Below are 25254 nucleotides of genomic sequence, written 5' to 3' on the forward strand. Positions count from 1 at the left end.
GCAGCACAGCTAGCCCCGTCGCAGCCGCCGCAGGCCGTCGCGCACCGTCCGCCAGGACCGCGCGGCGGCCTGCGCGGGTTTGGCGGCGGCCCGCAGGACGGCACGGAAGGGCGCGGAAACGATGCGCCCCCAGCGATTCATGACCGACGGCGGCAGCCACTCCGCCCGCAGCTGCCGTCCCCGGCGGGAATGCCTTCGCAGGGATGCCTGGATCACGGCTATCCTCTCTGCTGCTGAAGGCGCCGCGACGTCTTCAGCGCCCCCGGCACGGCCGGCAGGCGGCCCGTACTGCTGACGTTCGAAGTCCGTGGTGAGTGCGGCGACAGCCCGGATTCCGGCGTTGTCGCGCGCGCCAAGCGCACCCGATCCACTGAGCCGGCTGGAAAAGTGACGCGGGGTTTCGCTGGGGCCGGGAGCCAGCCCGTAGTCGGTAGCCAGGTCCCGCAGTTCGGCCCAGGCCGCTGCGGCCGTGTTGCCCCCGAGGGCCGGCACGCTCCTGAGCCGCCGCGACCGCAGGCCGGCCCGCACCATCCGCGGCGACCCGGCGATCAGGGCAAGGAGGAGTACAGCGGCGGTGCCGTAGAGCGGCAGAGTCAGCGGGTGCCCTGGTTCACCGGCTGATTCCAACCCCGGCAGCGGCGTCGGGGTGGCGCCTGGCGTTGCGCCGGGCGTTGCGGCGTTCGACGGGATGAGGTCGTCGTTGTTTTCGTTCGTGCTGGCACCCCCCGGCGTGGAGGTCTGCGACGCGTAGTCCGGCACCACGCCGCGTGAAGGCGTGGGTTCGAATGCCACCCATCCGAGTCCTTGAAAATAGAGTTCGGGCCAGGCATGCGCGTCCCTGGAGTCGACTTCGTATTCCGTCAGTGCACCTTGCCCGGGAACCGAAACCGTGGCACCCGTGGACCGGCCCGGGGCGTAGCCCACGGCGATCCGGCTTGGGATTCCCTCCAGCCTGGCCATCACGGCCATGGCCGAAGCGAAATGGATGCAGTAGCCGCTCTTTTGCGTCAGGAAGTCCGCGAGTACGGAAAGTCCGTTGCCGTCGTAGCCGCCCTGGACCGGGGACTGCAAGGAATACGTGAACTCCAGCGAGCGCAGGTAGTTCTGGATGGCCATCGCCTTGGCATACGCCGTACTGCTTCCGGCGGTCACTTTATCCGCCGTGCTCCGAACAATGTCCGGCACGTTGTTGGGCGCCCGGAGGAACTCCTCGGAGATCCCGCGCACCGGTGCCGAGGACTGTGACAACAGTTCCGGCGTGAGCCTGGGTGCAGTCGACTGCACGACGTACTGCTGGTTCCGTGAATTGGTGTCCACCCCCTTGATGCTGAGCGTGGCCGGATCCCAGCTCCATCGTCCGGCCAGGCCGTTGACGGCATCCGGGGCGTACGGCACCGGCAGGTACGGGCTGGTGAAACGGCCGGTATTGACCGCCGTGACCTGGCGGACCTGCTCGTCCGCGAGGATCTCGTACCCGGCGTCCATCCTTCCGACCCCCACGCGCCGGGAAGCGTCGCGGTCGTCCGGTGACCAGGAGTCGCCGTCGAACCGGTCCACCGTGACGGACCTCAGGTACGGGGGCCTGCTGGCACTGGTGGCATAAGTGATGCGTCCGTCGCCGGAGGGACTCCGCAGGCTGTTGCCCAGGCTGATCATCGGATTGAGCCCGGTGGATGAACCCCATGGATTCAGCCTGGAACCCTGTGGGAACGTGCCCTGGTCGAAACCCGGAACGGCCAGGGGAAGGAGGAGCGTGATGACCAGCGCGATGCCGCCGGTGAGGGCAGCGCGGCGGAACTGTCCCGGAGTGCGGGCGGTGTCCGCCGTAGTGCGGTTGTCCGGGGCGAACCACTGGCTGCAGGCAAGGATCACCAGGTAGCCGGCGGCTGCTGCGGCAAACCCCCACACCCCGACGCTCTGCGGTTTGACCATGGCGGGCACCACCAGGATGGCCACCAGTCCCAGCCCGCTGGTTGCCGGCAGGGCCAGCGGCACTGCGAGGGCATCGACCAGGATCACCACGAGGCCCAGGACCGCGCACGTGACCAGCACTATGCCGGCATTCGGCGCAACCGGGGAGCTCTCGGCCAGGACGGTTTCACTTGCCCGCCGCAGGTACCTCCCCAGCTGTTCCAGGGTGTCCCCGGACGGAATGAACCCGGCGATGCTGTCCCGGCGGAAGAACGTGAAAGTCAGGATGAAAGCGAGGGACACAAAGCCGCCCAGCGCCACGAGGAATGGCTGCGCGCGCAGCGACCTCAGGAGGGCCATGGTTAGGGCAACAACGCAGACGGTGGTAAGCACCGGCGGATACCACGCCCAGCCCCGCAGTACGCCGTTAAGGGATAGGGCGGCTCCGGACACAGCGAGGGCGACGGCAGCCGCCATGGCCCACGGCTGCGCACCAGCGCGGCGCAGCCGCGCGGCCGGTGCGGCTAACGGGGCAAGGACCTCAGGCGTGCGGTCCGTCTCCTGAGGGGGATGTCGCTGGGGAGTCAACGTCATCGCCGGACCCCCGTGCCCCGGCGCACGTCCGCTGCGGCCGTGGCGGCAGCCGCATCGCGCTGGTCGAAATACGACCAGGCCGCCGGCACCGATGTGGCAGGGCTGACGGCCACTGCCCGCCAGCCGCCGGACCGTAGTGACTCAAGGGCCGCCTGGCAGTCGCCCGGGTGTTCGGTGACCACTATGGCGAACGCATTGGCACCGAAGCCGGCAGCCGTGGACAGGGCGCGTGCCTCTGCCGGCTGCAGATGGCCAAGGATGGCCATGATGGGCCCGCGCTGCCGGTGGGCGGAGAGCTTGTCCAGGAGCCTGTCGTCGAAGGGCCTCGGACCTGATTCGGATCCTGGCGTATGGTGTGCGCCGGAGAGCTGGACGGCCGCCAGGCTCTCGGCAATGGCCTGCAGGCCTGCGGACCCGGAGTATTCCTCTGCCGCTGGTTCGGGCGCCGAGGGAGAATGCAGGAACGCAGGTTCTCCCGCGGGATCGAGGAAACGCAGGGCGTAGCTGCGTTCCGCCAGGTGTGCGCTGACCGACATTGCGGCTGTGACCGCCCACTCGAACGTGTCGCTGGTCACCAGCTCGTGCCCGTCCTCACCGGAGGTGGCGGAAAAGGCCGCACCCGGTCCGCGCGCGAAAGCCGCCCACCGGTGGTCCAGGATGATGGTGGCCTCCGGGGTGGTAACGGATTCCTCCTGCCGCACCATCAGTGCACCGTGCCTCGCCGTGGCGGCCCAGTGCACCCGGCGCATTGGATCCCCGTGGCGGTACTCGCGGGTCATGACGTCGTCATCGCTCGGATTGGCCCGGATCCGCGTGGCAGTGACGCCGTCATTGCCACGTGCGCCGGCAAGCCCCGTCGCGGGGAGTTCGACGGCGGCGGGCGTCACCGTCAGTGTGTCGCCGTCGTCAATCGCGTGGCGGTGCAGGGAGAGACCGAAGGGGTCGGTGAATTCGGCCGTCACCGGGCCGATCACAAACTGGCCCCGCTTTCCGGACCGGAGGTGGTACTCATAGCGGCTGGTTCCGCCGATGGCCGAGCGGGACGGGAACCGGAACGCCGGCGATTCGCCGAACCGCGAGGGAAGGCGTTCCTCCATGATCACTTGCCCGGTGGCTGCGCCGGTGCGGGCCACGGCAAGCCGCACGGTGGTGGTCGAGGAGGTTTCCACGCTGGCGGGGCTGAACTCCCGGTACACCTTGAACCGGGGTTTGAGGATGCGGATCCCTGCGAGGGAGACCATCGGGAGGACTATCAGAAGGATGCCGAGCGTGAGCAGGTCCCGGCGGCCCATGACCTGCGCCAACAGCAGCGATACCACGCCGGCAGCCAGCAACCCCCAGCCGCGGGTGCTGAAGAGGTGTCCCGGGAGCTTGTCCGTGAGGGCCATCGTGGCGGCTTCGGCTAGCGCGGGTGCCGCTGGTCCGGGCCGCTGCGCGGGTTGCCGGTCCGGGATGGTGCCGCGGACATCTCCTGCGGCACCGGAAGCTTCGCCAGGATGCCGCGGATGACGCTGTGCGGAGTTTCCCCCATGCCTGCGGCCTTGCGGTCAAGGATGATCCTGTGGGCCAGCACGGATTCGGCCACACTGACGACGTCGTCCGGGAGCACGAAGTCCCGGCCCTCCAGCGCCGCGGTGGCCTTCGCTGCCCGCAGTAGCTGGAGCATGGACCGGGGACTTGCACCGAGACGAAGCATGGCACTTTCCCGGGTGGCGCGTCCCAGTGACACCGTGTACTCCTTGACGGCCAGCGAGACGTACACCCGCTGGACGGTGGCGATCATGGCGGCCACATCGGCTGAGGTGACGACGGCGGTGACCCTGGTCAGCGGAGACGTCGCCTGGTGTGTCTCCAGCATCTCAATCTCCGAGTCCTTGTCCGGGTAGCCCATGGAGATCCGGGCCATGAACCTGTCCCGCTGGGCTTCCGGCAGCGGGTAGGTCCCTTCCATCTCAATGGGGTTCTGGGTGGCTACCACCATAAAAGGCTCATCCAGCTTGTAGGAGTCACCGTCCACAGTGACCTGGTGCTCCTCCATGCACTCCAACAGCGCGGACTGGGTCTTTGCGGAGGCCCGGTTGATCTCGTCCCCGATGACAATGTTCGCGAACACGGCGCCCGGCCTGAATTCGAACAGCCGCGAGGCCTGGTTGTAAATGGACACACCCGTGACGTCGGAGGGCAGGAGGTCCGGGGTGAACTGGATCCTGCTGACCGAACAGTCGATGGTGCGGGCGAGCGTCTTGGCAAGCAGCGTTTTTCCCACGCCGGGAACATCCTCGAGGAGCAGGTGCCCCTGGGCAAGGAGAACCGTGAGGGCAAGTTTCGCGGCTTCCGCCTTGCCGTCGATCACGGTGTTGATGGCCGACAGGATGCGCTCGCTGGCGGCGTGGAAGGCTTCTGCGTCCATGGCCGGCGGCCGGGTTCCGTTTAGTGGGTTTCCCACCACTCCAGCACCGTCGGGGAAGACCTGCCCGTCCGGGAGGGCTTCGTCTACTGTCGTGCGTCTGTGGGAGTCCATCGGCAGCCTTTCAGACCTCGGGAAAGCCTGGCACGGGTTGGCAGGAAGTGCCGGCGCCCGCCGTCGGGCGTTCGCCCGTATGCCACCAGACTACTAACACAACTGCCGGAGCAGACAGAGAGTTCCGGTATTTCCCGGCGGGATCGGGAATGCCCGGGCAGCTAGGGTGGAAGGATGAACACCCCGTTGACGCCAGCCCCGTTTCGCGTGCCCGGAAGCGACGGCTCCGGGCGGCACGGCTATCCGCCCGCTCCGGAGCCGCTGCCCGTCCCGGTCATGGACAACCACACGCACCTGGACTTCCCGAACAGCGACGTGACAGTGGACGTGGCGGCCGCCCTGGACGTCGCCTCGTCAGTGGGTGTCCAGGGAGCCGTGCAGGTTGGCTGCGACCTGGAGTCCTCGCGGTTCACGGTGCAGGCCGTGGACGTGGACCCCCGGCTGCTCGGTGCGGTGGCCATCCATCCCAACGATGCACCGGATTATGCCGCCCGCGGGGAGCTGGAGGCCGCCCTGGCCGAGATTGAGGCACTGGCTGCCCACCCCAGGATCCGTGCCATTGGCGAGACCGGCCTTGATTTTTTCCGCACGGAGGGGGAGGGGCTGCAGCACCAGCGGTACTCGTTCCGCCGCCACATCGACATCGCCAAGCGCCTCGGGCTGACGCTGCAGATCCATGACCGGGACGCCCACGACGATGTTGTCCAGGTCCTGCGGGAAGAAGGGCCCCCGGAACGGGTGGTGTTCCATTGCTTCTCCGGGGACGAACAGCTTGCCCGGACGTGCAACAACGAAGGCTGGTACATGTCCTTCGCCGGCACTGTGACGTTCAAGAATGCGGCCAACCTGCGCGCGGCGCTCGCCATTGCGGACCCTGCCCGCGTGCTCGTGGAAACTGACGCGCCCTTCCTGACCCCGCATCCGTTCCGCGGCCGCCCTAACGCCAGTTACCTGATTCCGCACACGGTCCGGGCCATGGCCGACTTGACAGGCACCGAGTTGTCCCGGCTTTGCGCCCAAATCGCCGAAAATTCCGTGCGGGCATACGGATCCTGGGACTGACAGCGGGTCCGCTCAGCCGATCGTCAGGAATACCAGGTATGCACCAAATCTTGGATGCTTTATAACGCTTCGGTTACAGTGGAAAACTATTAGCCGGGGTCGGGGAAGGCCTTCGGATAATTTCGCTCAGTTCCAGGCCCGTCTCACCGCGGGTCCGGTGAGTCCTGAGTGTGGCGGCGCACACGTCTGCTGCAAACAGCCGGACCGTGTCCGGAGTTGCCCTGAGGGTGTTTGCGTCGGTGGCTGATGTGCGTTTTTCCCCGTGCCCGGATGGTCCTAGAGTTACGGGCAATCGTGGTCAAGTTCTTCACTTCGGACGGTAAGTTCAGTTTCGTCAAGGTCGGTGCCCAGCTGGTTGTGCTCTCTGCACTCGTGCTGGGCCTGGTGGCCTTCGTAGGCAATAACAAGACAGTCACCCTGAATGTGGACGGGAAAGTCAGCTCCGTCCAGACGTTCGGCGGGACGGTAGGCCAAGTGGTCAAAAGTGCCAAGGTGGAGCTGCAGGCCGCGGACCGGGTTTCCCCGTCGGCGGACGCCCGCGTGGAGGATGGCTCGGTCATCAACGTCAATCTCGCCAAGGCAGTGAAGATCAGCCTCGACGGCGCTGAGAAGACGATCAACACAACCTCTGCCAACGTCGAAGGACTGGTCACCGAACTCGGCGTTGCCAGTGCCTCGGAAGTCTCCGCGCCAAAGGACGCCCAGCTGGCCGTCTCCGGTTCGTTTGTGGCCATCTCCACGCCCAAGACCGTCAGCATCCTGGCGGACGGCAAGGCGTCGAAGACAACCACCACGGCTTCAACCGTGGCGGAGGTCCTCAGGGACGCCGGAGTGACCGTGGGTGCCGGTGACCGGCTTTCCCAGCCGCGCAACGCGCACGTCGTCAATGACATGGCGATCAAGGTTTCCCGGGTGGATTCCTCCAAGACTGCCGCAACCTCCGAAGAGGTTCCCTTCGAGACCCTGAGTTCCGAAAGCGCCGACCTGTTCGTCGGCGAGAAGAAGGTCACCCAGGCCGGTGTCCCCGGCAAGGTGGACAAGAACTTCAAGCTGGTGCTGGTGGACGGCCGGGAAGCCTCCCGGACCCTCGTGTCCGAGACCGTCTCCGTCCAGCCGGTGACTGAAAAGGTCTCGGTCGGGACCAAGGAAAAGCCCAAGGCCGAAGCGGCCGGCGCGAACACCGGTGCGGCCGCCCCCGCCATGATGAATGAAGCCATGTGGGACAAGATCGCGCAGTGCGAATCCACCGGCAACTGGTCCATTAACTCCGGCAACGGCTACTACGGCGGTCTGCAGTTCGACATCCAGACCTGGCTCGGTGCCGGAGGCGGCGCCTACGCTCCCAACGCCAGCCTTGCCACCAAGGCCCAGCAGATCGACATCGCCAACCGCGTTTACGCGCAGCGCGGCCTCTCCCCTTGGGGCTGCGGCTGGGCAGCGACCAGCTAACGGTCTTTACAGCCAGCAGTTCCTCCCGCTAACAGCCGAGGTGGTTGACCACCGCCGCAGGCGGAGTGAAGGCCGGGTCCGGATTACCGGACCCGGCCTTCGCCGTACCCCGCCCCGGCTCTGGTCAGGGCGCTTCACAGGCGCCGCCGCGGCAGGCCAACGGGATAGGATACCTAGGTGACTGAACCGATCCCCGCCGCCTCCGGCACCGCGCCCGCAGCACTGTTTGGCGCCTCCGATGTCCGCCGGCTCGCCGAGGAGATCGGAGTCCGTCCCACGAAGACACTGGGCCAGAACTTCGTCATCGATGGCAATACCATCCGCCGGATCGTGGCCGCCGCGGACATCCACGCCGATGAGACCGTCCTGGAGGTCGGTCCGGGACTGGGTTCGCTGACGCTGGGATTGCTGGACGCCGCAAAGTCCGTGGTCGCCGTCGAAATCGATCCGGTCCTCGCCGCCAAGCTCCCGGGCACTGTGCAGCAATGGCGGCCCGGCGCCGCCAAGGATTTCCATCTGGTGCTGGCGGATGCCATGAAGGTCACTGAACTGCCCGTGGAACCGACCGCCCTCGTGGCAAACCTCCCGTACAACGTGGCGGTGCCGGTAGTGCTACATCTCCTGCAGCACTTCCCGAGCCTGCGGCACGGACTGGTGATGGTGCAGGACGAGGTGGCGGACCGGCTTGCCGCCGGCCCCGGCTCCAAGACCTACGGCGTGCCCTCGGTGAAGGCAGCCTGGTACAGCAGCATGCGCAAGGCCGGCGTGATCGGCATGAACGTCTTTTGGCCGGCACCCAAGATCCACTCGGGCCTAGTTGCCTTCACCCGCCGTGAGCCGCCGGTTACTTCGGCAACCCGCGAACAGGTTTTCGCCGTCATCGACGCCGCTTTCGCCCAGCGCAGGAAGACCCTGAGGGCTGCCCTGGCAGGATGGGCCGGAAGCGCCGCGGAGGCCGAACAGTGCCTGCTGGCTGCGGGCGTGGATCCCACCGCCCGTGGTGAAGTGATCGATATCGCAGCGTTCGCACGGATAGCCGAAGCCCGCCAGGACCGGCAGGCTTGAGGCTGGGGCCGCTGCCGTTCGCGGTGACGCCTTGAGCGGGCATGCTTGGAGCCTGACGCTGCCATGCCATAGCTTGGACTCATGAACGCAGTGAGAGGGCGCTTTGCCGCGAGGACGGTCCGGGTCAAGGCTCCCGGCAAAATCAACGTCTCGCTGGATGTAGGCCCGCTGCGTGAGGACGGCTACCATTCCGTGGCCAGCGTCTACCTGGCGGTGTCCCTGTACGAGGAAGTCGCCGCTACCAGCACTGCCACGGAAGGGATCACGGTCAGCATCAGTCCGGCCAGCACACTGGACCTTTCCGACGTGGACATCCCGCTGGACGAACGGAACCTGGCCTACAAGGCGGCCGCCATCATGGCCGACGTCTCCGAGCACTCAACGGGCGTCCATCTGGAAATCACCAAGCGGGTCCCGGTGGCCGGCGGCATGGGCGGAGGTTCAGCCGACGCGGCAGCCACTCTGCTCGCCTGCGACGCCCTCTGGAACAGCGGGCTGTCCCGCGACGAGCTCGCCCACTTGGCCGCAGAGCTCGGCGCGGACGTACCGTTTGCGCTCCTTGGGGGCACCGCCGTCGGACTGGGCGTGGGTGATGAGTTGTCGCCGGCGCTGGCGAAAGCACAGATGGACTGGGTGCTGGTCACTGCGGATTACGGGCTGTCCACGCCGGAGGTCTTCCGGACCCTGGACCGGCTCCGCCTCGCCGAAGGCCTCACAGTGGACGAACCCGCCGCCGTCGATCCAAAGATCCTGCAGGCGCTGCGCAGCGGCGACGCCGACGCCCTCAGCCGCGTCCTGGTCAACGACCTCCAGCGCGCCTCCATTGAGCTTGCGCCGGGGCTGCGCGATACCCTTGGACTTGGCGAATCGTGCGGAGCCATCGCCGGGCTAGTGTCAGGCTCAGGCCCCACGGTGGCTCTGCTCACCCACAGTCCTGAGGCGGCAGCCGGCCTCGCGGAAGACCTCGGCCATCACGGCCTCAATGCCCTGGCCGTCCACGGTCCGGTGCCCGGAGCGCGCATCATCTCCGATACGCTCCTTTAGTACTTTTAACGAATTTCCACCGAAGAAAGCAGTTCCCAGTGGCTCACCTGCTCGGCGGCGAGAACCTCACAGTCTCGTATGCAACCCGCACCGTCCTCGACGGCGTTACCCTCGGCCTTGAGGAGGGCGACCGGATCGGTATGGTGGGCCGCAACGGCGACGGCAAGTCCACCCTCATGCGCCTGCTGGCGATGCGCGCCACCCCTGATTCGGGGCGGGTGACCAAGCGCAGCGAGGTCAACATCGGTTACCTCGACCAGAGCGACGTGCTCGACGGCGACCTGACGGTCGGTGCCGCCATCGTTGGCGACCAGGCTGACTACGAATGGGCCCGCAACCCGCAGATCCGCGAGGTCATGGGCGGCCTGGTATCCGACGTCGACTGGCACGCGAACGTGCACGCACTGTCCGGCGGGCAGAAACGCCGCGTTGCACTGGCGAAGCTGCTGATCGAAGACCATGACGTCATCATGCTCGATGAGCCCACCAACCACCTCGACGTCGAAGGCGTCGCCTGGCTGTCCCGCCACCTGAAGACCCGCTGGCGGCCCAACCAGGGCGCCTTCCTGGTGGTCACCCACGACCGCTGGTTCCTCGACGAAGTCTGCAACAAGACCTGGGAAATCCACGACGGAATCATGGACCCGTTCGAAGGCGGCTACGCGGCCTACGTCCTGGCCCGTGCCGAACGGGACCGCTCGGCGTCCGTGATGGAAGGCAAACGCCAGCAGCTCGTCAAAAAGGAGCTCGCCTGGCTGCGCCGCGGTGCCCCGGCACGGACGGCCAAACCGAAGTTCCGCATCGAAGCAGCCAACGCGCTGATCGCCGACGTCCCGGAACCGCGTGATTCGATGGCGCTGAGCAAGATGGCCACCGCGCGCCTCGGCAAGGACGTGTTGGACCTTGAACACGTTTCGCTGGACTTCCTTGGCGGCGCGCCCGGGCAGAAACTCTTCGACAACATCACCCTGCGGCTCGCGCCGGGGGAGCGGCTCGGGCTGGTCGGCGTCAACGGCGCCGGCAAGACCACCCTGCTGAAGCTCCTCAACGGCGAAATCCAGCCCACGTCGGGCAAGCTCAAGCGCGGCAAGACGGTTGTCACCGCTGTTCTGACCCAGGAGGTCAAGGAGCTGGACGACGTCAAGGACCTGCGCGTCATCGAAGTGATCGAGCGCGAAAAGCGGTCCTTCAACGTTGGCGGCAAGGAATTCAGTGCCGGCCAGCTGGTGGAACAGCTCGGCTTCACCAACGAGAAGCAATGGACCCCGGTCAAGGACCTCTCAGGTGGCGAACGCCGCCGCCTCCAGCTCCTGCGCCTGCTCGTGGGCGAGCCCAACGTGCTGATGCTCGATGAGCCCACCAACGACCTCGATACCGACACCCTCGCCGCCGTCGAAGACGTCCTGGACGGCTGGCCGGGCACGCTCGTTGTGGTGAGCCACGACCGCTACCTGCTGGAGCGCGTCACCGACCACCAGATGGCGCTGCTGGGCGACGGCAAGATCCGGGCGCTGCCCCGCGGCGTCGACCAGTACCTGGAACTGCGGGAAGCGGCCCTGGCCGGTTCCACCATCACCGGCGGCGGCAACCCCGTCACCGCCGCAAGCGGCAGTGCAGCCCCCGCCACCAGCGGCCCGTCCGAGGCCGAGAAGCGGGACGCCCGCAAGGCTAAGAACCGGATTGACCGCCAGCTGGGCAAGCTGACGCAGCAGGAAGAAAAAATCCACGCCCAGATGGTCAAGAGCACGGCCGACAACGACTTCGACGCCATGGCCGAACTCAACAAGAAGCTCAAGACCCTGGCCGAAGAACGCGAAGCCCTGGAACTCGAATGGCTCGAAGCCCTGGAAGTCCTCGGGGAGTAGCAGCCGGGCAGTAAACCTAGTCCTCGCTGCGAAGCTCCGGGTCCTTCTGCAGGCCCGTGAGGCCGTTCCAGGCGAGGTTCACCAGGTGGGCGGCCACGGCGCGTTTGTCCGGGGTCCTGCTGTCCAGCCACCACTGGCCCGTCATGGCCACCATGCCCACGAGCATCTGCGCGTACATGGCGCCGTCGGCCGCGCTGAAACCGCGGCGGGCGAACTCGTCGGACAGGATGTGCTCCACCCGGGCAGTCACGTGGGAGAGCAAGGTGGAAAACGCGCCTTCGGGCTGGGACGGCGGGGCGTCACGCATGAGGATCCGGAACCCGTCGGTGCGTTCCTCGATGTAGGTCAGCAGGGCCAGTGCGGCGCGCTCCACCTGGACCCGCGGCTTGGCTTCGTCCGTGAGGGCGTCGTTGATGGCTGCCAGCAGGATTCGGAACTCGTACTCCACCACCTGGGTGTAGAGGCCTTCCTTGGACCCGAAGTGCTCATAGATCACGGGTTTCGACACACCGGCAGCAGCGGCGACCTCTTCGATCGTGGTGCCGTCAAGGCCCCTGATGGCGAAAAGCCCGCGTCCGATGTCGATCAGCTGTGAGCGCCGCTGCGCCCCGGTCATCCGGGCCCTGGGCACGTACCCTGGAGCCCTGACGGGCCTGCCTGGATGGTTTCCCGCACCATCGGGCGCACCGTTGATCTTGCTCACCGTCCAATCATGCCTTAATGGACGCCGGGACTACCGAGTCGCACGTGCGCCAACCTTCGTGGCAGAATTGGTTCTCGTGCCGCCGGGCTAAGGGCCCGGGCACGGTCCGCTCTGGTGTAATGGCAGCACCCCGGCCTTTGGAGCCGTGGAGTATAGGTTCGAATCCTATGGGCGGAACAGCCGCTGTGGACGGGTCCTGCATCCGGAACAGACAGGCGAAGGTGTGAAAGTGCGCGCAACTGAGATCCACCAAGCAAGGAGAGCCTGTACGTGAGCCCCGAGACAACCGGCCCCGCTGCCGTCATCGTCCTAGCTGCAGGTGCCGGCACCCGGATGAAGTCGCGTACCCCCAAGATCCTCCATGAAATCGGCGGCCTGTCGCTTGTGGGCCATGCCCTGCGTGCCGCCCGCACCATCGATCCCCGGCAGCTGGCAATTGTCGTCCGGCACGAACGCGACCTCGTGGCAGCGCACGTGTCCGGGCTCGATCCGGCAGCCCTGGTAGTGGACCAGGACGAAGTGCCCGGCACCGGCCGCGCGGTGCAGGCGGCACTGGAGGCCCTCGACGCCAAAGGTCCGCTGAGCGGCACAGTTGTGGTTACCTACGGAGACGTTCCGTTGCTCTCGGCGGAACTGCTTGCCGAACTGGTGCTGATCCACGAACACGAACGCAACGCAGTCACCGTCCTGACAGCAGTCCTGGACGATGCCGCAGGCTATGGCCGTATCCTCCGTGCGGCGGACGGCGCCGTTACGGGCATCCGCGAGCACAAGGACGCCTCGGACGAGGAACGTGAAATTCGGGAAATCAACTCCGGGATCTACGCCTTCGACGCCGCCGTCCTTCGCGATGCACTGGCGCACGTCACCACGGATAACGCGCAGGGCGAGATGTACCTCACCGACGTGCTGGGACTTGCGCGCACGGCCGGCGGACGCGTAGCCGCAGTGGTTACCAACGACCGCTGGCAGGTGGAAGGCGCCAACGACCGTGTGCAGCTCTCCGCGCTGGGAGCCGAACACAACCGCCGAACTGTCGAAGCCTGGATGCGCTCCGGCGTCACGGTGGTGGACCCAGCCACCACGTGGATCGACTCCACGGTGAACCTGGCAGAGGACGTCCGGATCCTGCCCAACACCCAGCTGCACGGTTCCACCACGGTGGCGAGGGACGCCGTCGTCGGCCCTGACACGACGCTGACCGACGTCACCATTGGCGAAGGCGCCAAAGTGACCCGGACGCACGGCTCCGGCGCCACGATCGGCGCGAACGCCAGCGTCGGCCCGTTTACCTACCTCCGCCCGGGAACAGTGCTGGGGGAGACGGGCAAGATCGGCGCCTTCTACGAGACGAAGAACGTGAAGATCGGCCGCGGCTCGAAGCTGTCGCACCTCGGCTACGCCGGCGATGCGGAGATCGGCGAGGACACTAATATCGGCTGCGGCAACATCACCGCCAACTACGACGGCGAGAACAAGCACCGCACCGTGATCGGCTCGGGCGTGCGCACGGGTTCCAACACGGTCTTCGTGGCTCCGGTCCAGGTGGGCGACGGCGCCTACAGCGGGGCCGGCGCCGTAATCCGCCAGGACGTGCCCGCCGGTGCGCTGGCAATCTCGGTGGCCAAGCAGCGGAACGCCGAAGGCTGGGTCATCTCGCACCGGCCCGGCTCCATCTCAGCAGTACTGGCCGAAGCCGCGGGGGCTACGGCGCCGGCCAGCGAAACAGCAGCGGCCCAGCCGCCCCAGGATTCCTCAAGCACCCCGGCACCTACAGAAGAGGGCAAGCAATCATGACCGAAATTACGGCACGCGGCGAGAAGAAACTGGTTCTCGCTGCTGGGCGGGCACACCCGGAGCTTGCGCGGGAGATCGCCAAGGAGCTGGGCACTGAACTGTTGCCGGTGGATGCCTACGATTTTGCGAACGGGGAAATCTACGTGCGCGCCGGGGAGAGCGTCCGCGGCACCGACGCCTTCGTCATCCAGGCGCACCCGGCCCCGCTGAACAACCACCTCATGGAGCAGCTGATCATGATTGATTCGCTGAAGCGGGCATCCGCCAAGCGCATCACCGTGGTTTCGCCGTTCTACCCCTACTCCCGCCAGGACAAGAAGGGCCGCGGCCGCGAGCCGATCTCCGCCCGTCTGGTGGCTGATCTGTACAAGACCGCCGGCGCGGACCGCATCATGAGCGTTGACCTGCACACCTCGCAGATCCAGGGATTCTTCGACGGCCCGGTGGACCACCTCATGGCCATCCCGCTGCTGGCTGACTATATCCGCACCCGGGTTGCAGCGGACAACATCACCGTCGTTTCGCCGGACACCGGCCGCGTCCGTGTGGCCGAACAGTGGGCCGAGCGTCTCGGCGGGGCTCCGTTGGCGTTCGTTCACAAGAGCCGGGACCTCACCGTTCCGAACCAGGCTGTGTCCAAGACCGTGGTTGGCCAGATCGAGGGCCGCACGTGCGTCCTGATCGACGACATGATCGACACCGGCGGAACTATTTCCGGTGCCGTCCAGGTGCTGAAGAACGCCGGTGCCAAGGACGTCATCATTGCGGCCACCCATGCTGTGTTCTCCGATCCCGCAGCCCGCCGGCTGTCCGAGTCGGGTGCCCGCGAAGTGGTGGTCACCGACACGCTGCCGATTCCGGCCGACAAGCGCTTCCCGCAGCTGACCGTGCTGTCGATCGCACCGTTGATTGCCCGCGCCATACGTGAAGTGTTCGACGACGGCTCCGTCACCAGCTTGTTCGACGGCAACGCCTAAGCGTCCTGACCTCTCAGCCCCCGGCGTTGGGCCCCGTTTTCAGTAAGCGGGCCCAACGCTGGTAAGCTGGTCCACGATACCTTGGCGAGGGAGAGCACTGGAAAGCCGTTTCTACGGGCAACCGGTGTGCAGGTCTCCGTTATCGACTGGGTCTGAATCTCCCTTCTTGAAGGGCCGGCCACGGGCCGCCCGGCGTTGAAGGTCGCAAACAGACCTCCGCCCTTGCTGAACACCGTTTAGATTTCAAGGAGATATTCATGTCTGAGCAGAAGCTCGCAGCAGAAGTACGCACCGAATTCGGCAAGGGCTTCGCCCGCCGCGCACGTATGGCCAACCTCATCCCGGCCGTCATCTACGGCCACGGCGCAGAGCCCATCCACATCACCCTGCCGGCCAAGGCAACCACGCTGGCCGTCCGCGTTGCCAACGCCCTGCTGACCCTGGACATCAACGGCGAACAGCACCTCGCGCTCGTCAAGGACATCCAGCGCGACCCGATCAAGCAGATCATCGAGCACCTTGACCTGCTGACCGTCCGCACAGGCGAGAAGGTCACCGTGGACGTTCCCGTCCACGTCACCGGCGAACTTGCTCCGGGCAACGTCTACAACCAGGAAATGACCGTTGTTTCCCTGGAAGCCGAGGCAACGCACCTGCCCACCGCCGTCGAGGTCAGCATCGAAGGCCGCGCCGCCGGCGAGCACATCCACGCTTCGGACCTGGTCCTGCCGAAGGGCTCTGTCCTGCTGGCTGACCCCGAGTCCCTGGTCGTCAACATCTCCGAGGCCACCGAGGTCACCGAGGAAGAGGCTTCCGAAGGCGCCACCTCTGAGGCATCCGAGGCTTCCGCCGAGTAATTCCGGCAGCCCGTTTCCCGTGGCCGGGTCCCCGTCGGGGCCCGGCCACTGCCGTTAATAGCCCACTTGTATTAACCCTAGGATTGACGCATGACTGACACCTGGCTGATCGTAGGCCTTGGCAACCCCGGCACGGAATACAGCAACAATCGGCACAACGTCGGCCAGATGGTACTGGATGAACTCGCGCGCCGGGTGGGCGGGAGCTTCAAGGTGCACAAGGCCCGCGCCCACGTGCTGGAGGGCCGGCTCGGCATTGGCGGCCCGCGCGTTGTTCTGGCCAAGCCGATGAGCTACATGAACGTATCCGGCGGGCCGGTATCAGCCCTGTCGAAGTTCTACGACATCGATCCGGAACATGTCGTCGCGGTCCATGACGAAATAGACATTCCCTTTAATACCGTCAAACTAAAGATCGGCGGTGGTGAGGGCGGACACAACGGCCTGCGGGACATTTCGAAGGCCCTGGCCACGAAGGATTACCTCAGGGTCCGCGTCGGAGTGGGCCGCCCGCCGGGCCGCATGGATACTGCGGACTTTGTCCTGAAGGACTTTGCCACCACCGAAAAAAAGGACCTGCCCTTCCTCCTGGATGACGCGGCCGATGCGGTGGAGACTGTGGTCAGGGAAGGCCTTGCGGCTGCACAGCAGAAATATCACACTGCGGTTCAGTAACGTTGCCTCCAAGCTGCCTTTGGAGGGGTAGCCTGCGGGTGGGGGACTGGTTACGGAGAGTGCAATGCAATTGGTTAACCAAGTGCATAAAGCGGCCTAATTGTTTAGTCATACCTGCTATGGTAATTTTCACATTCAAGGTCTTGTTGCCTCGTTTGGCGGCATCGGAAAACTGAAAACCCGACGGCTCGGCCAAGTCGCATCAGCTCGAGCCACGAAGGTAGCGTGATCGATCGTGCTTGCATCACCAGGCTCTGAACATGGCGGGCTGCTGGAGACTGAACGCCGGGGCATGGGAGCCTCAGAGCGTCGTAAGTGGTCGTCCTTAGTCAGGCAGGACCTCCAGGCCTCCGTCGTTGCGATCCTTGGCGATAACGATCTTCACGGCGTTGTCGTGGCCGGTGCGCAAGGCGTCGGCAAGTCCACCTTTGTGCGGGCAGTGGAAGCGCAGCTTGCGGGAAAGATGCACGTCATCCACCTGCACGGAACCACCACCGATCCCGCGATCCCCTTCGGCCAACTGGCGTTTCTGGTGGCCCGCCTCCCCGGCAAGGCGCTCGAATCCCCCGGGGAAATTGTCCACGGCATTTCCCGGCTGATCCGGGAGGACGCCGCCGGACGCCCAGTCCTTGTAGTGCTCGAGGACCTGCCGGCGATCGACAGCATGAGCACCGCCGTCCTGATGCACCTCATACTGAGCGGCGCCGCAAAGCTTATGGTCACCGTCCGCAATGTGACGGACATGCCCGAAGACCTGATCCGCCTCCTCCGAAACAATTCACTTGAGGAAGTCCGGCTCGAAGTATTCACCCGGCCTGAAGTGAGCAAACTGCTTGCCGGAGTCCTCGGGCGCCCCGTAACTGCCACCGCGGCCAGTTCGCTGTACGCAGCGAGCGGCGGGAATCCGCTGGTCCTCCAGGCTATCGTCATTGAACAACTTCGTTCCGGTAACCTCCATCTGGCCGGAAAGGTCTGGGCGCTGAGAGGGGGGATCAACCTCGCAGAAGCCGACGCCCTGGTTGACCTGGTCCGGTCCCGGCTGGCACGGGAGACCCCGAAGGTCAGGGAGGGCCTGGAGTGGCTGGCCCTGATCCGGAGGGTTCCCCTGTTCGTCCTCCTTGACGTCCTGGACCCGGCAGTGGTTGCCGATCTCGAAAAAGCCGGGTATCTGCAGGTGGGTGAGACGGGCCGGCGCTGGGTGAGCCTTAAGGACGAATATGTAGGGGAAGTCATCCGGGGCTGGATGGACCTGCCGCGCCGCAAGGAGCTGCACCAGCTTGTGGCCAGGGCGGTGGGTGCAACCCCCGCTGAGATGGATGTCGAAGAGCTCCTCGGCTATGTGGCGTGGACGCTCGACTGCGGCGAACCCGTGGAACCGGCCTTTGCACTGGCCGCAGCGGCGGCGGCGAACCAGCTGTTCGACCCGATGTTCGCACTCGAGTCCCTGGCGCAGATCCGGGTGGGGGACCCGCACTGGGCGGAGGCAGCCCAGCAGAGGGCGGCCGCCTACATGACCCTGGCCGAACACGAATCGGCCGTGGCCGTCCTGGAAGAAGTCACGCCCGAGCAGCTGTCTGAACTCCCGGCGACCGCCTACGCCAGCTACGTCCAGGACTTCTGCAGTGCGCTGCTCTGGATCCACGGGGGATACAGCCGGATCGGCGGCATCCTGTCGGCGGCCAGGCAGGAGCTGGCACGCCGGGAGAGGGCTTCCATCGGCAACGAAACCTCCGCCGACTTTGCCCGTGCCCATGAGCGGATCAGGCTTGCCGAATTCGAGCAGATGATCCATCAGGGCGAATATGCGGCTGTTGCCGACGACCTGGAGCGGGCCTACAAGGAAGCCGGCGATCCGCTGTATGTCTTGAATTGTGCCTGCCTGCTGACCATGGCCTGGGCAGTCCTGGGCCGGGAAGCAGACGCCATCGCCCTGGCGGCCGAGATCCAGCACAGGATGGAACAGTCCAACGTGGCTCCGGGGATGCTCAGCTGGCAGGCTGAAGGCCTCTTTGCTGCGCTGCTGTGCAGCGGCCAGTGGGAGGACTGCGTCAGGATACTCACGGAAGCACTGGACCAGAAGCCCAAAATCATGCAGTATCTCGGCGGGGCCGCCGAACTCGCTCTCGGTGTGGCCTACACCTACGCAGGACGTGCCGACCTCGCCATCGACACCTTGCTCGGTGCCCAGGCGCAACTGGAAATCAGGCGGAGCTACTATGGTCCGTCCCTTGCCTGCTCAGCGCTTGCCTTCGCTTATGCCCAGGCCGGCGACATCCAGGAATCGCGCAACTTCCTGGACCTGGCCGCCCAGGAGGAGCAGCACGTCGCCTGGTTCACCTCATGGATGGCCGACTTCTGCGTCCGGATGGCCAAACGGTGGCTCAAGGATCCCGGGGCCAAGCAAAAGCTGATGGAATCAGCTCACGAGGACATTTCCAAAGGGCGGACAACCACTGCCTCCATCAGCCTTTTCGGTGCTACGGTGCATGGAACAGAGGAAGAACTGGTCCTGCTGACCGAAGTTTCCTCTCGTCGGCAAGGAAAAATGGCCAGCGTCAACCGGCTGGTGGGGGAGGGGAGCAGAAAGAAGGATTCCAAGGTCCTGCTGGAGGCAGCGTCCGTGGCCCATGAGCTCCATCTCGATGCGGTGGAGTCCAGATGCGTCGTCCTGGCGCTGGACTTCGCCAGGGAAAAGGGAGATTCCCAATCCGCACGCGCGGCCCAGCACCGTCTGGACCGGCTCGTAGAGACGTTGCCGGTGTTGCCGTTGATGCCGCACACGGTGGGACCGGAACTGACCGAACGGGAACGGCAGGTTGCCAGGATGGCCAGCCAGGGGTTGAGCAACAAGGAAGTCGCCAACCGGCTGCAGCTTTCCATCCGTACAGTGGAAGGCCATCTCTACCAGATCTTCACGAAAATGGGGATTTCATCGAGGAGTGAGCTTGAAGGATCCGCTCAAGTCTGACGGGAAGGCTTCGGCGCAGACGCGCGCCGGAACCAAGCGTCCGAATGCTGGTGAGCCCTGGATAGACCGGGGGGACATGCTGTCCGCAGTCAGGGACGCCCTTGCCTCGGACGACTGCTGGGCGGTTTTTGTGGTGGGCGACGCCGGATTGGGCGCCTCTTCCTTGCTGGCACAGCTGAACGACGCCCGAAACGGCCGGACGTCCGTGATGACTGTCCACGGGAGTCCGTCCCTTGCACCCGTTCCGTACGGAGCGCTGTCTCCGTACCTGGCTGATCTCTCCGTTGAAGACGTCACGTCCAAGGTGGCCGTCCTGAGGGCACTATGGGCGCACCTCGAAAGCGGCAGGAAAAATCCGGGACCCGCACTCCTGTTGGTTGACGACGCCCACGACCTGGACACGGCCACGGCCGAGATGATTTCCGAACTTGTCCAGGCGGGCTGGGCCAAACTCGTTGCCACCTGCATTCCGAGGCCCGGCATACCGCAGCCGCTGCTCAGGCTTTGGCACGACGGTACGGCCGAAAGATTCGACATTGCCCCCTTGACAATGGAACAGGGGCATCAACTCTGCGAGGCGCTGCTCGACGGCAAAGTCCTCAACAGCACGTCGCGTCAATACTGGCAGGAGGCCGGAGGCAACACACTGCTGCTCAAGACCCTCGTCCGCGAGGCCCAGCGCTCCGGCGACCTGATCCGGCGCAACGGAGTGTGGCTTAACACGGGTTCGTCCCACGTCCGGACCCTGGAACTCACCGCCGTCGTCAAGGTCCAGTTGATGCGCATCTCGGCCGACGGCCGCGAGGCCCTGAACCTGATTGCGCTGGCGGAGCCGGTGGACAGGACCCTCGTGGGAGAAATCGCCGGTGAACCTGCCGTCAAGGAACTGCTGGACCAGCGGCTCGTGGCCCAGTCGGTGGACAGCGAGCCGACTCTCCGGCTGGTCAGCCCCGTCTACGGCGAAGTGCTGCGCCGGATCGTTCCCGCAGCCCGAAGCCTCCAGCTGCACCGGGAACTCGTGTCCCGGATGGAAGTCTCGGCAGACAAACCCGAGTCGCTGCTCCGAATAGTTTCCTGGTCCCTGGACTGCGGGGCCGAAGTGCCTGCACGCCTGCTGGTCCGGGCTGCCGTGCTCGCTTGCAAACTGTTTGAGAGCGAGACGGCCCTGCGCATCGCCTGGGCCGTCAAGGACCCGGAACTGCAACAAACTGCGCGCGCCGTGATGGCCCGCTCACACTACAACCTCGGGCACTACGACGAAGCTGCCGCCCTTCTGAACGTCAACGTCGACGCCGGTAGCGGCCTCACGCACATGGTGGTCAACAGCCTCCTGAGATCGGCCACCCGGGCGGCACTCGGGCACTCCGCCTCCGAAATCGCGGAAGATGCCAGCCGGCTGCGCCAATGGGGCGAAAAAGAGGCCGCGGCCAATCCCGCGGACTCAACCGCCATCCTCAAGACCACGGCACACCGGGCGTCCCTTGTGGAACTGATGGCGTACTCGCTCGCGGGCGACTACAGGCAAATGGGGCCCGCGCTCGATGACCTGCTGGCAGCCGGCGGTTCGCCCGCGGCACCCGATGGCGCGCTCACCCGGTCCATGGCCCTGGCACTGCAGGCGGAGCGCCTGTGCGCGCTGGGGTATCCGCTGCAAGGGCGCCAACTCGCCGCGGAGGCCTTCGGCCAGCCCCAGCCTCCCGACAACGACATCTTCTTCCTCCCCGAGTTCATCGTGGTCCGACTTGTTGCCTGCGATCTTGCGGCCGGTGAATGGGCCGAGGCGGAGCAGCTCCTGGCGGGTTACGCGGAAACACCCTTCGGTTCCGCCATGGTTTCGTTCAGCGGAGCCGCCTACGTCGTAATGGGGTATATAGCCGTCCGGCAGGGAAAGCTCGCTGACGCCCTGGAGTTACTGACCACGGGTCTGGAGGCCCTCCGCGACAGTGACCCCCAGCAGATGTTCCGGCTGTGCGCGGCCATGGCCTATTACGTGGCGGCCGCCCAAGGCCTAAGAGCCGAGGCCGACAGGCTGAAGTCGGACTATGACGCCTGGGGTGAGCGGGGCATGCACCTGATGACGGCTTTTGCCCGGGATTTCCTGGCTGCCGGTGACGAACACCTGGCCGGGGACGGAACCGGCATCGCGGCGCTGCACCGGAGCGCAGGGGAAGCGGCGCAACAGGAGGCCAAGTTCCTGGAGCTGAATGCCCTCGCCATGGCGCTGGTCCTCGGAGACACGACCAGGCTGGAGCGGCTGCAGGAACTCGCCGGCGCGGTGGAAGGCGCCTGGGCGGCTGCCCTGGCTGAATACTGTGCGGCGCTTTCCCATGGCAGCGCCGAACTGTTCCTGCGCGCGGGGGATTCCCTCTCCGCTGCCTACGTCTTCCAGTTGGCCGCGGACGCTTATTCAGCCGCGCTGACTTCGCTGGACCGGAGTCGGGACCGGGAACTGGCAGCCTTGGCCCGCGCGGGCATCGCCCGGTGCAATGAAGAGCTGGGCCATGCTGGAAGCGAAGCCCAACCTGACACCGTGGCTCCCGTTTTGACCAAACGAGAGCGGAACATTGTGGGGCTGGCGGCAACCGGACTCAGTGACCGCCAGATCGCAGACAAACTGCAGATTTCTGTCCGCACCGTGGAAGGTCACCTTTATCGTTGCTACCTGAAACTTGGCATCGCAGGACGCGACGAGTTGGCCGCGGCAGCAGGACTTGGAGAAGACGCAGCGGTGCGGGCTAAAGCATCCCCCGGGAAATAGGTACCTGGACCGCCCGCGACCATCCGGGCGGGCGCTCGGCGGAACCGGTAGCGCCTCAGCGACTTGTTAACTATTTCGGAGCTGCAGCAGGTGCCTGCAAAGCCGCATTCCGGGGTCAGATCCGCTTGTCTGCGTACCGACACAGGGCAACGAGGGGTACCTGCTTTCCAAGTACAGGTATGGGCGCCGGGCAAAATCGAGTACTCACTACTGGTGCCCGCGGGCCTGCCAGCTGGTTAATTTGGGTTACTAGGAATCGCTCGTAAATACAGAGGTCTCACTCATGTTGACAGCCGATAATGTGGCCAGTTCACACGCCACCAGGTCCGCCGGAATGACACGGGGCGCCGCGTGGCCTTTGATCGGGCGCAGGGAGGCGGTCAGCGACATCACACGCGCTCTGGCGGAGTCCACCGGGGGAGTCCTGGTGACCGGGAGCTCAGGCACCGGAAAGACGTTCCTCACCACCCACGCCCTCAAACAGTTCCGCGACGATTCCCTGGTTGTGACCCTTCGGTGCAGTGCAGCGCTCTCCCGTTCCCCCTACGGCGCGCTGAACATGCTGTTGAGCGACCTGGAACCGGGGTATTTGAACCACCCGGTGCTTGTACTGTCCGGCCTCATGCGGCTCCTGCGCGAACGCGCCAAGGGTAAGACCGTCTACCTCTTTGTCGACAACGCGGGCGAAGCTGATGAACTGACGGCCGTCACGATCGCCCAGCTCGCCCGAAACCGTGCCGTACGACTGGTCCTGACATGCTCTGATCCGCTGCGGCTGTCGGCAGAGATTTCGGGACTTTGCGACGGCGGATTCCTCACCCGCGTCAACCTCGAACCGCTGTCGTTCCGAGAGGCCGTCAGCTGGCTTGAAGAAGGCCTCAGCGCCAAAGTCTCGCACTCGGCGGTCCAATCGCTCTGGGCTGCCAGCGACGGTAACCCGCACTATCTCAAGATGCTTGCAATGGAGCTTGCTGACTCAGGTTCCCTTGTGGTCCGCGACGGGGTGTGGGTCCTGACTGCTGACCACCACGTCCACGGCCGGGCCATCACCGACCTGATCGCCACCAGGCTGGGGCGGATGGGCGAGGCTGACAGGCGCATCCTGGAAATTCTGTCGCTGGCAGAGACACTGCCCTTGGATACCCTGCTGAAGCTGGTGGAAGCCGACGACGTGGACGCCCTCGAGGAGCGCGGAGTCCTGGCGGTCGAGGACTCCCTTCCCCGCCGCGTCAGGATCCAGAGCCAACTGGTGGCCGATGTGGTCCGCGAAAACGTCCCGCCCGGCCGGAGCAACGAGCTCCGCGAAATGGTCCTCCTCGCCGCGGCACCTTCCCTCCGAACTCCTGCGACAGAACTGCCGTTCGCTGTCTGGGCCCTTGACTGCGGTGCCGCGTTGTCAACGGAAGAATCCCTTTCAGCCGCACGCCTCGCCAACAGGAGGCTCGATGCGGCCCTGGCCCTGCGGTTTGTCCGCTCGGTACCGGGACATGAAGCGCTGGCTGCGGCAGTGACCGAGGAAGTGGCGGCACTGATGACACTGGGCGATGTGGACGAAGCCCTCGAGGTGGTCCGACGGCACCGTAAGGCGTCGACGGGAGACCCGGCGCTCGCTGAGTGGATCGGTCTCCTGCTGGCCGAGAGCTCAGTGTTCCTTGCCACCCCGGGCGCCTGGCACGAGGCCACTGATTCCCTGGCCCGGGCGCGAAAAGTACTCTATGACGACGCGCCTGGTCCGGCAGCCGGTATGCCGGCACCGGAGCTCAGGCGCATCCGTGAACAGCTGACGCTGGCCGAAGCCGAAGCGGCCAGCTACGCCGGAACATATCGGGAAATGGCTGCCGACCTCGCCGGAGCCCTGGACAATGTGGAGTTCCACAGTGCGGAATTCCGTCTTCAGGCAGGCAGCTGGTTGTGTGAAGCCTGGGCCGTGACCGGGCGCCAGGCGGATGCCGCAGAGCTCGCTGAACAGCTGAAGCTGCAGTGCCTGCGTCCGGAGATCCCGGTGGCAACGGCGCAGTCGGTGATTTCGCGGCTGCGTTTCGCCTACTTGGTGGCCGGCAAATGGGACGAGGCGGCGGAGGCCTTGCCTGACGATGACTGGGGTCCGTCGTCCGTGGTCTACCGGAGGTTCAGCGCGACTGAGATTCCGGAGGCGATCTGCGCCTGCATGCAGGGCCGTGGACGTGACGGTCTGGACCTGCTCGTTCCCGGTATCAGCCAATTGCGGATCCAGGACAGCGACGGCGTGCTGACTCTCGCCTGCGCGGCCGCGGCCTACGCTTCCGCACTGCAGGGTGAGCGTGAACAGGCGCTCGGCTACCTGACAGAGACGGAGTCGGGTTCCCGGCGGAAATCATGGAAGGTCTCCCGGGCTGAGGGTTACTTCACGGCACTCGCACGGGCGGAGCTGGATGGTCCCCGGACCGGAATCGGGGAGTTGCTGCGCATGGCGGAGGAGGACCGCGGCACGGGCAATGTAGGCCACGAGCTGCTGTGCTTGAGCTCGGCTGTCAGGCTTGGGGAATCCGCTGCGGCACCCCGGCTGCTGGATAGTGCAGCTGAAAGCCAGGGACCATTCGCGGAACTGTGCGCGCAATATGCCCGGGGCATCATTTCCGGTGAAGCCGACGAGCTGATGGCTGCTGCAAACCTCGCGGCCAGGCTGCACAATGACAGGTTTGCCCTGGATATCGCCGAATCAGTTCTCGACCTCGACCAGGCACGGCTCGAACGGAGCCTGATACGGCAGGCCAAGCACTTGGCGGAGACCTGCCGCAGGAGGTTGCGGACGCCTCAGGACGGAAACCACGACCGCCTCACACTGACTGCCCGGGAGCTCCAGATAGCGCAGCTGGCCGCTGCCGGAGCGAGCAATAAGAGCATCGCAGCCCAGCTGCACGTTTCCGTACGGACCGTAGAGGGCCACCTCTACCAGATCTACGGCAAGCTAAAAATCGAAGAGCGTTTGGAGCTTCCGGTAGCCCTCGGCAGTACAGGAGATGACTAGC

General features: G+C 65.6%; 16 protein-coding genes and 1 tRNA gene. 13 read left to right on the plus strand and 4 right to left on the minus strand.

What is annotated here, in order from left to right:
- Nucleotides 1-9 precede the first annotated feature (9 nt).
- The 3 genes from JOE41_RS17075 to JOE41_RS17085 are packed head-to-tail and all read right to left on the minus strand — an operon-like array spanning nucleotide 10 to nucleotide 5026.
- Complete coding sequence (locus JOE41_RS17075) at nucleotides 10-2505, minus strand: DUF3488 and transglutaminase-like domain-containing protein (protein ID WP_209753047.1); 2496 nt, start codon at nucleotides 2503-2505, stop codon at nucleotides 10-12.
- Nucleotides 2502-3893: a DUF58 domain-containing protein gene (locus JOE41_RS17080; protein WP_011691070.1), complete on the minus strand. Its 1392-nt coding sequence runs from the start codon at nucleotides 3891-3893 to the stop codon at nucleotides 2502-2504. The genes JOE41_RS17075 and JOE41_RS17080 overlap by 4 nt, the downstream gene beginning before the upstream one ends.
- A gap of 14 nt (nucleotides 3894-3907) precedes the next feature.
- Complete coding sequence (locus JOE41_RS17085; RefSeq protein ID WP_011691071.1) at nucleotides 3908-5026, minus strand: MoxR family ATPase; 1119 nt, start codon at nucleotides 5024-5026, stop codon at nucleotides 3908-3910.
- A gap of 174 nt (nucleotides 5027-5200) precedes the next feature.
- Here JOE41_RS17085 and JOE41_RS17090 point away from each other — a divergent pair, with 174 nt between their 5' ends.
- The 5 genes from JOE41_RS17090 to JOE41_RS17110 all read left to right on the plus strand — a co-directional run bounded on the left by JOE41_RS17090 (nucleotide 5201) and on the right by JOE41_RS17110 (nucleotide 11511).
- Nucleotides 5201-6088, plus strand: a complete 888-nt coding sequence (locus JOE41_RS17090) for a TatD family hydrolase (RefSeq protein ID WP_209753048.1) — start codon at nucleotides 5201-5203, stop codon at nucleotides 6086-6088.
- Nucleotides 6089-6358: 270 nt separating this feature from the next.
- Nucleotides 6359-7537: a resuscitation-promoting factor gene (locus JOE41_RS17095; RefSeq protein WP_245200752.1), complete on the plus strand. Its 1179-nt coding sequence runs from the start codon at nucleotides 6359-6361 to the stop codon at nucleotides 7535-7537.
- A gap of 177 nt (nucleotides 7538-7714) precedes the next feature.
- Complete coding sequence (gene rsmA / locus JOE41_RS17100) at nucleotides 7715-8602, plus strand: 16S rRNA (adenine(1518)-N(6)/adenine(1519)-N(6))-dimethyltransferase RsmA (protein ID WP_209753049.1); 888 nt, start codon at nucleotides 7715-7717, stop codon at nucleotides 8600-8602.
- Between the two features lie 81 nt (nucleotides 8603-8683).
- Entirely contained in the window at nucleotides 8684-9646 is a 963-nt protein-coding gene (locus JOE41_RS17105) for a 4-(cytidine 5'-diphospho)-2-C-methyl-D-erythritol kinase (RefSeq protein WP_011691075.1), read from the plus strand.
- 38 nt (nucleotides 9647-9684) lie between these two features.
- Nucleotides 9685-11511: an ABC-F family ATP-binding cassette domain-containing protein gene (locus JOE41_RS17110; RefSeq protein WP_209753050.1), complete on the plus strand. Its 1827-nt coding sequence runs from the start codon at nucleotides 9685-9687 to the stop codon at nucleotides 11509-11511.
- A 16-nt stretch (nucleotides 11512-11527) separates the two neighbouring features.
- On the opposite strand, the gene JOE41_RS17115 is transcribed toward JOE41_RS17110, so the two are convergent.
- Complete coding sequence (locus tag JOE41_RS17115) at nucleotides 11528-12127, minus strand: TetR/AcrR family transcriptional regulator (protein ID WP_043429539.1); 600 nt, start codon at nucleotides 12125-12127, stop codon at nucleotides 11528-11530.
- 192 nt (nucleotides 12128-12319) lie between these two features.
- Here JOE41_RS17115 and JOE41_RS17120 point away from each other — a divergent pair.
- The 8 genes from JOE41_RS17120 to JOE41_RS17155 all read left to right on the plus strand — a co-directional run bounded on the left by JOE41_RS17120 (nucleotide 12320) and on the right by JOE41_RS17155 (nucleotide 25253).
- Nucleotides 12320-12391: transfer RNA gene (locus tag JOE41_RS17120), tRNA-Gln, on the plus strand.
- 93 nt (nucleotides 12392-12484) lie between these two features.
- Nucleotides 12485-14011, plus strand: a complete 1527-nt coding sequence (gene glmU / locus JOE41_RS17125; RefSeq protein WP_209753051.1) for a bifunctional UDP-N-acetylglucosamine diphosphorylase/glucosamine-1-phosphate N-acetyltransferase GlmU — start codon at nucleotides 12485-12487, stop codon at nucleotides 14009-14011.
- Nucleotides 14008-14988 carry a ribose-phosphate diphosphokinase gene (locus tag JOE41_RS17130; protein ID WP_011691079.1) on the plus strand — a complete coding sequence of 327 codons (981 nt, stop codon included), beginning with the start codon at nucleotides 14008-14010 and terminating at the stop codon, nucleotides 14986-14988. Before glmU ends, JOE41_RS17130 begins: the two co-directional genes overlap by 4 nt.
- Nucleotides 14989-15245: 257 nt before the next feature.
- A complete protein-coding gene (locus JOE41_RS17135) occupies nucleotides 15246-15845 on the plus strand; it encodes a 50S ribosomal protein L25/general stress protein Ctc (protein ID WP_011691080.1) in 600 nt (199 codons plus the stop codon).
- Between the two features lie 90 nt (nucleotides 15846-15935).
- A complete protein-coding gene (gene pth, locus JOE41_RS17140; RefSeq protein ID WP_011691081.1) occupies nucleotides 15936-16520 on the plus strand; it encodes an aminoacyl-tRNA hydrolase in 585 nt (194 codons plus the stop codon).
- A 235-nt stretch (nucleotides 16521-16755) separates the two neighbouring features.
- Nucleotides 16756-19488 carry a LuxR family transcriptional regulator gene (locus JOE41_RS21190; protein WP_011691082.1) on the plus strand — a complete coding sequence of 911 codons (2733 nt, stop codon included), beginning with the start codon at nucleotides 16756-16758 and terminating at the stop codon, nucleotides 19486-19488.
- Nucleotides 19466-22246 carry a LuxR C-terminal-related transcriptional regulator gene (locus JOE41_RS17150; RefSeq protein WP_209753052.1) on the plus strand — a complete coding sequence of 927 codons (2781 nt, stop codon included), beginning with the start codon at nucleotides 19466-19468 and terminating at the stop codon, nucleotides 22244-22246. Before JOE41_RS21190 ends, JOE41_RS17150 begins: the two co-directional genes overlap by 23 nt.
- Before the next feature lie 334 nt (nucleotides 22247-22580).
- Nucleotides 22581-25253: a LuxR family transcriptional regulator gene (locus JOE41_RS17155; RefSeq protein ID WP_209753053.1), complete on the plus strand. Its 2673-nt coding sequence runs from the start codon at nucleotides 22581-22583 to the stop codon at nucleotides 25251-25253.
- The last annotated feature ends 1 nt before the right edge of the window (nucleotide 25254 follow it).

The organism is Arthrobacter sp. PvP103 (genome assembly GCF_017833075.1).
Lineage (GTDB): Bacteria > Actinomycetota > Actinomycetes > Actinomycetales > Micrococcaceae > Arthrobacter.

Excerpts from the sequence above, each read along its gene's own strand:
- JOE41_RS17155 (WP_209753053.1), top strand. The coding sequence starts at position 22,581 with ATGACACGGGGCGCCGCGTGGCCTTTGATCGGGCGCAGGGAGGCGGTC.
- JOE41_RS17075 (WP_209753047.1), bottom strand. The coding sequence starts at position 2,505 with ATGACGTTGACTCCCCAGCGACATCCCCCTCAGGAGACGGACCGCACG.
- JOE41_RS17130 (WP_011691079.1), top strand. The coding sequence starts at position 14,008 with ATGACCGAAATTACGGCACGCGGCGAGAAGAAACTGGTTCTCGCTGCT.
- JOE41_RS17090 (WP_209753048.1), top strand. The coding sequence starts at position 5,201 with ATGAACACCCCGTTGACGCCAGCCCCGTTTCGCGTGCCCGGAAGCGAC.
- pth (WP_011691081.1), top strand. The coding sequence starts at position 15,936 with ATGACTGACACCTGGCTGATCGTAGGCCTTGGCAACCCCGGCACGGAA.
- JOE41_RS17085 (WP_011691071.1), bottom strand. The coding sequence starts at position 5,026 with ATGGACTCCCACAGACGCACGACAGTAGACGAAGCCCTCCCGGACGGG.
- JOE41_RS17115 (WP_043429539.1), bottom strand. The coding sequence starts at position 12,127 with ATGACCGGGGCGCAGCGGCGCTCACAGCTGATCGACATCGGACGCGGG.
- JOE41_RS17080 (WP_011691070.1), bottom strand. The coding sequence starts at position 3,893 with ATGGCCCTCACGGACAAGCTCCCGGGACACCTCTTCAGCACCCGCGGC.
- JOE41_RS17095 (WP_245200752.1), top strand. The coding sequence starts at position 6,359 with ATGGTCCTAGAGTTACGGGCAATCGTGGTCAAGTTCTTCACTTCGGAC.
- JOE41_RS17105 (WP_011691075.1), top strand. The coding sequence starts at position 8,684 with ATGAACGCAGTGAGAGGGCGCTTTGCCGCGAGGACGGTCCGGGTCAAG.
- JOE41_RS17135 (WP_011691080.1), top strand. The coding sequence starts at position 15,246 with ATGTCTGAGCAGAAGCTCGCAGCAGAAGTACGCACCGAATTCGGCAAG.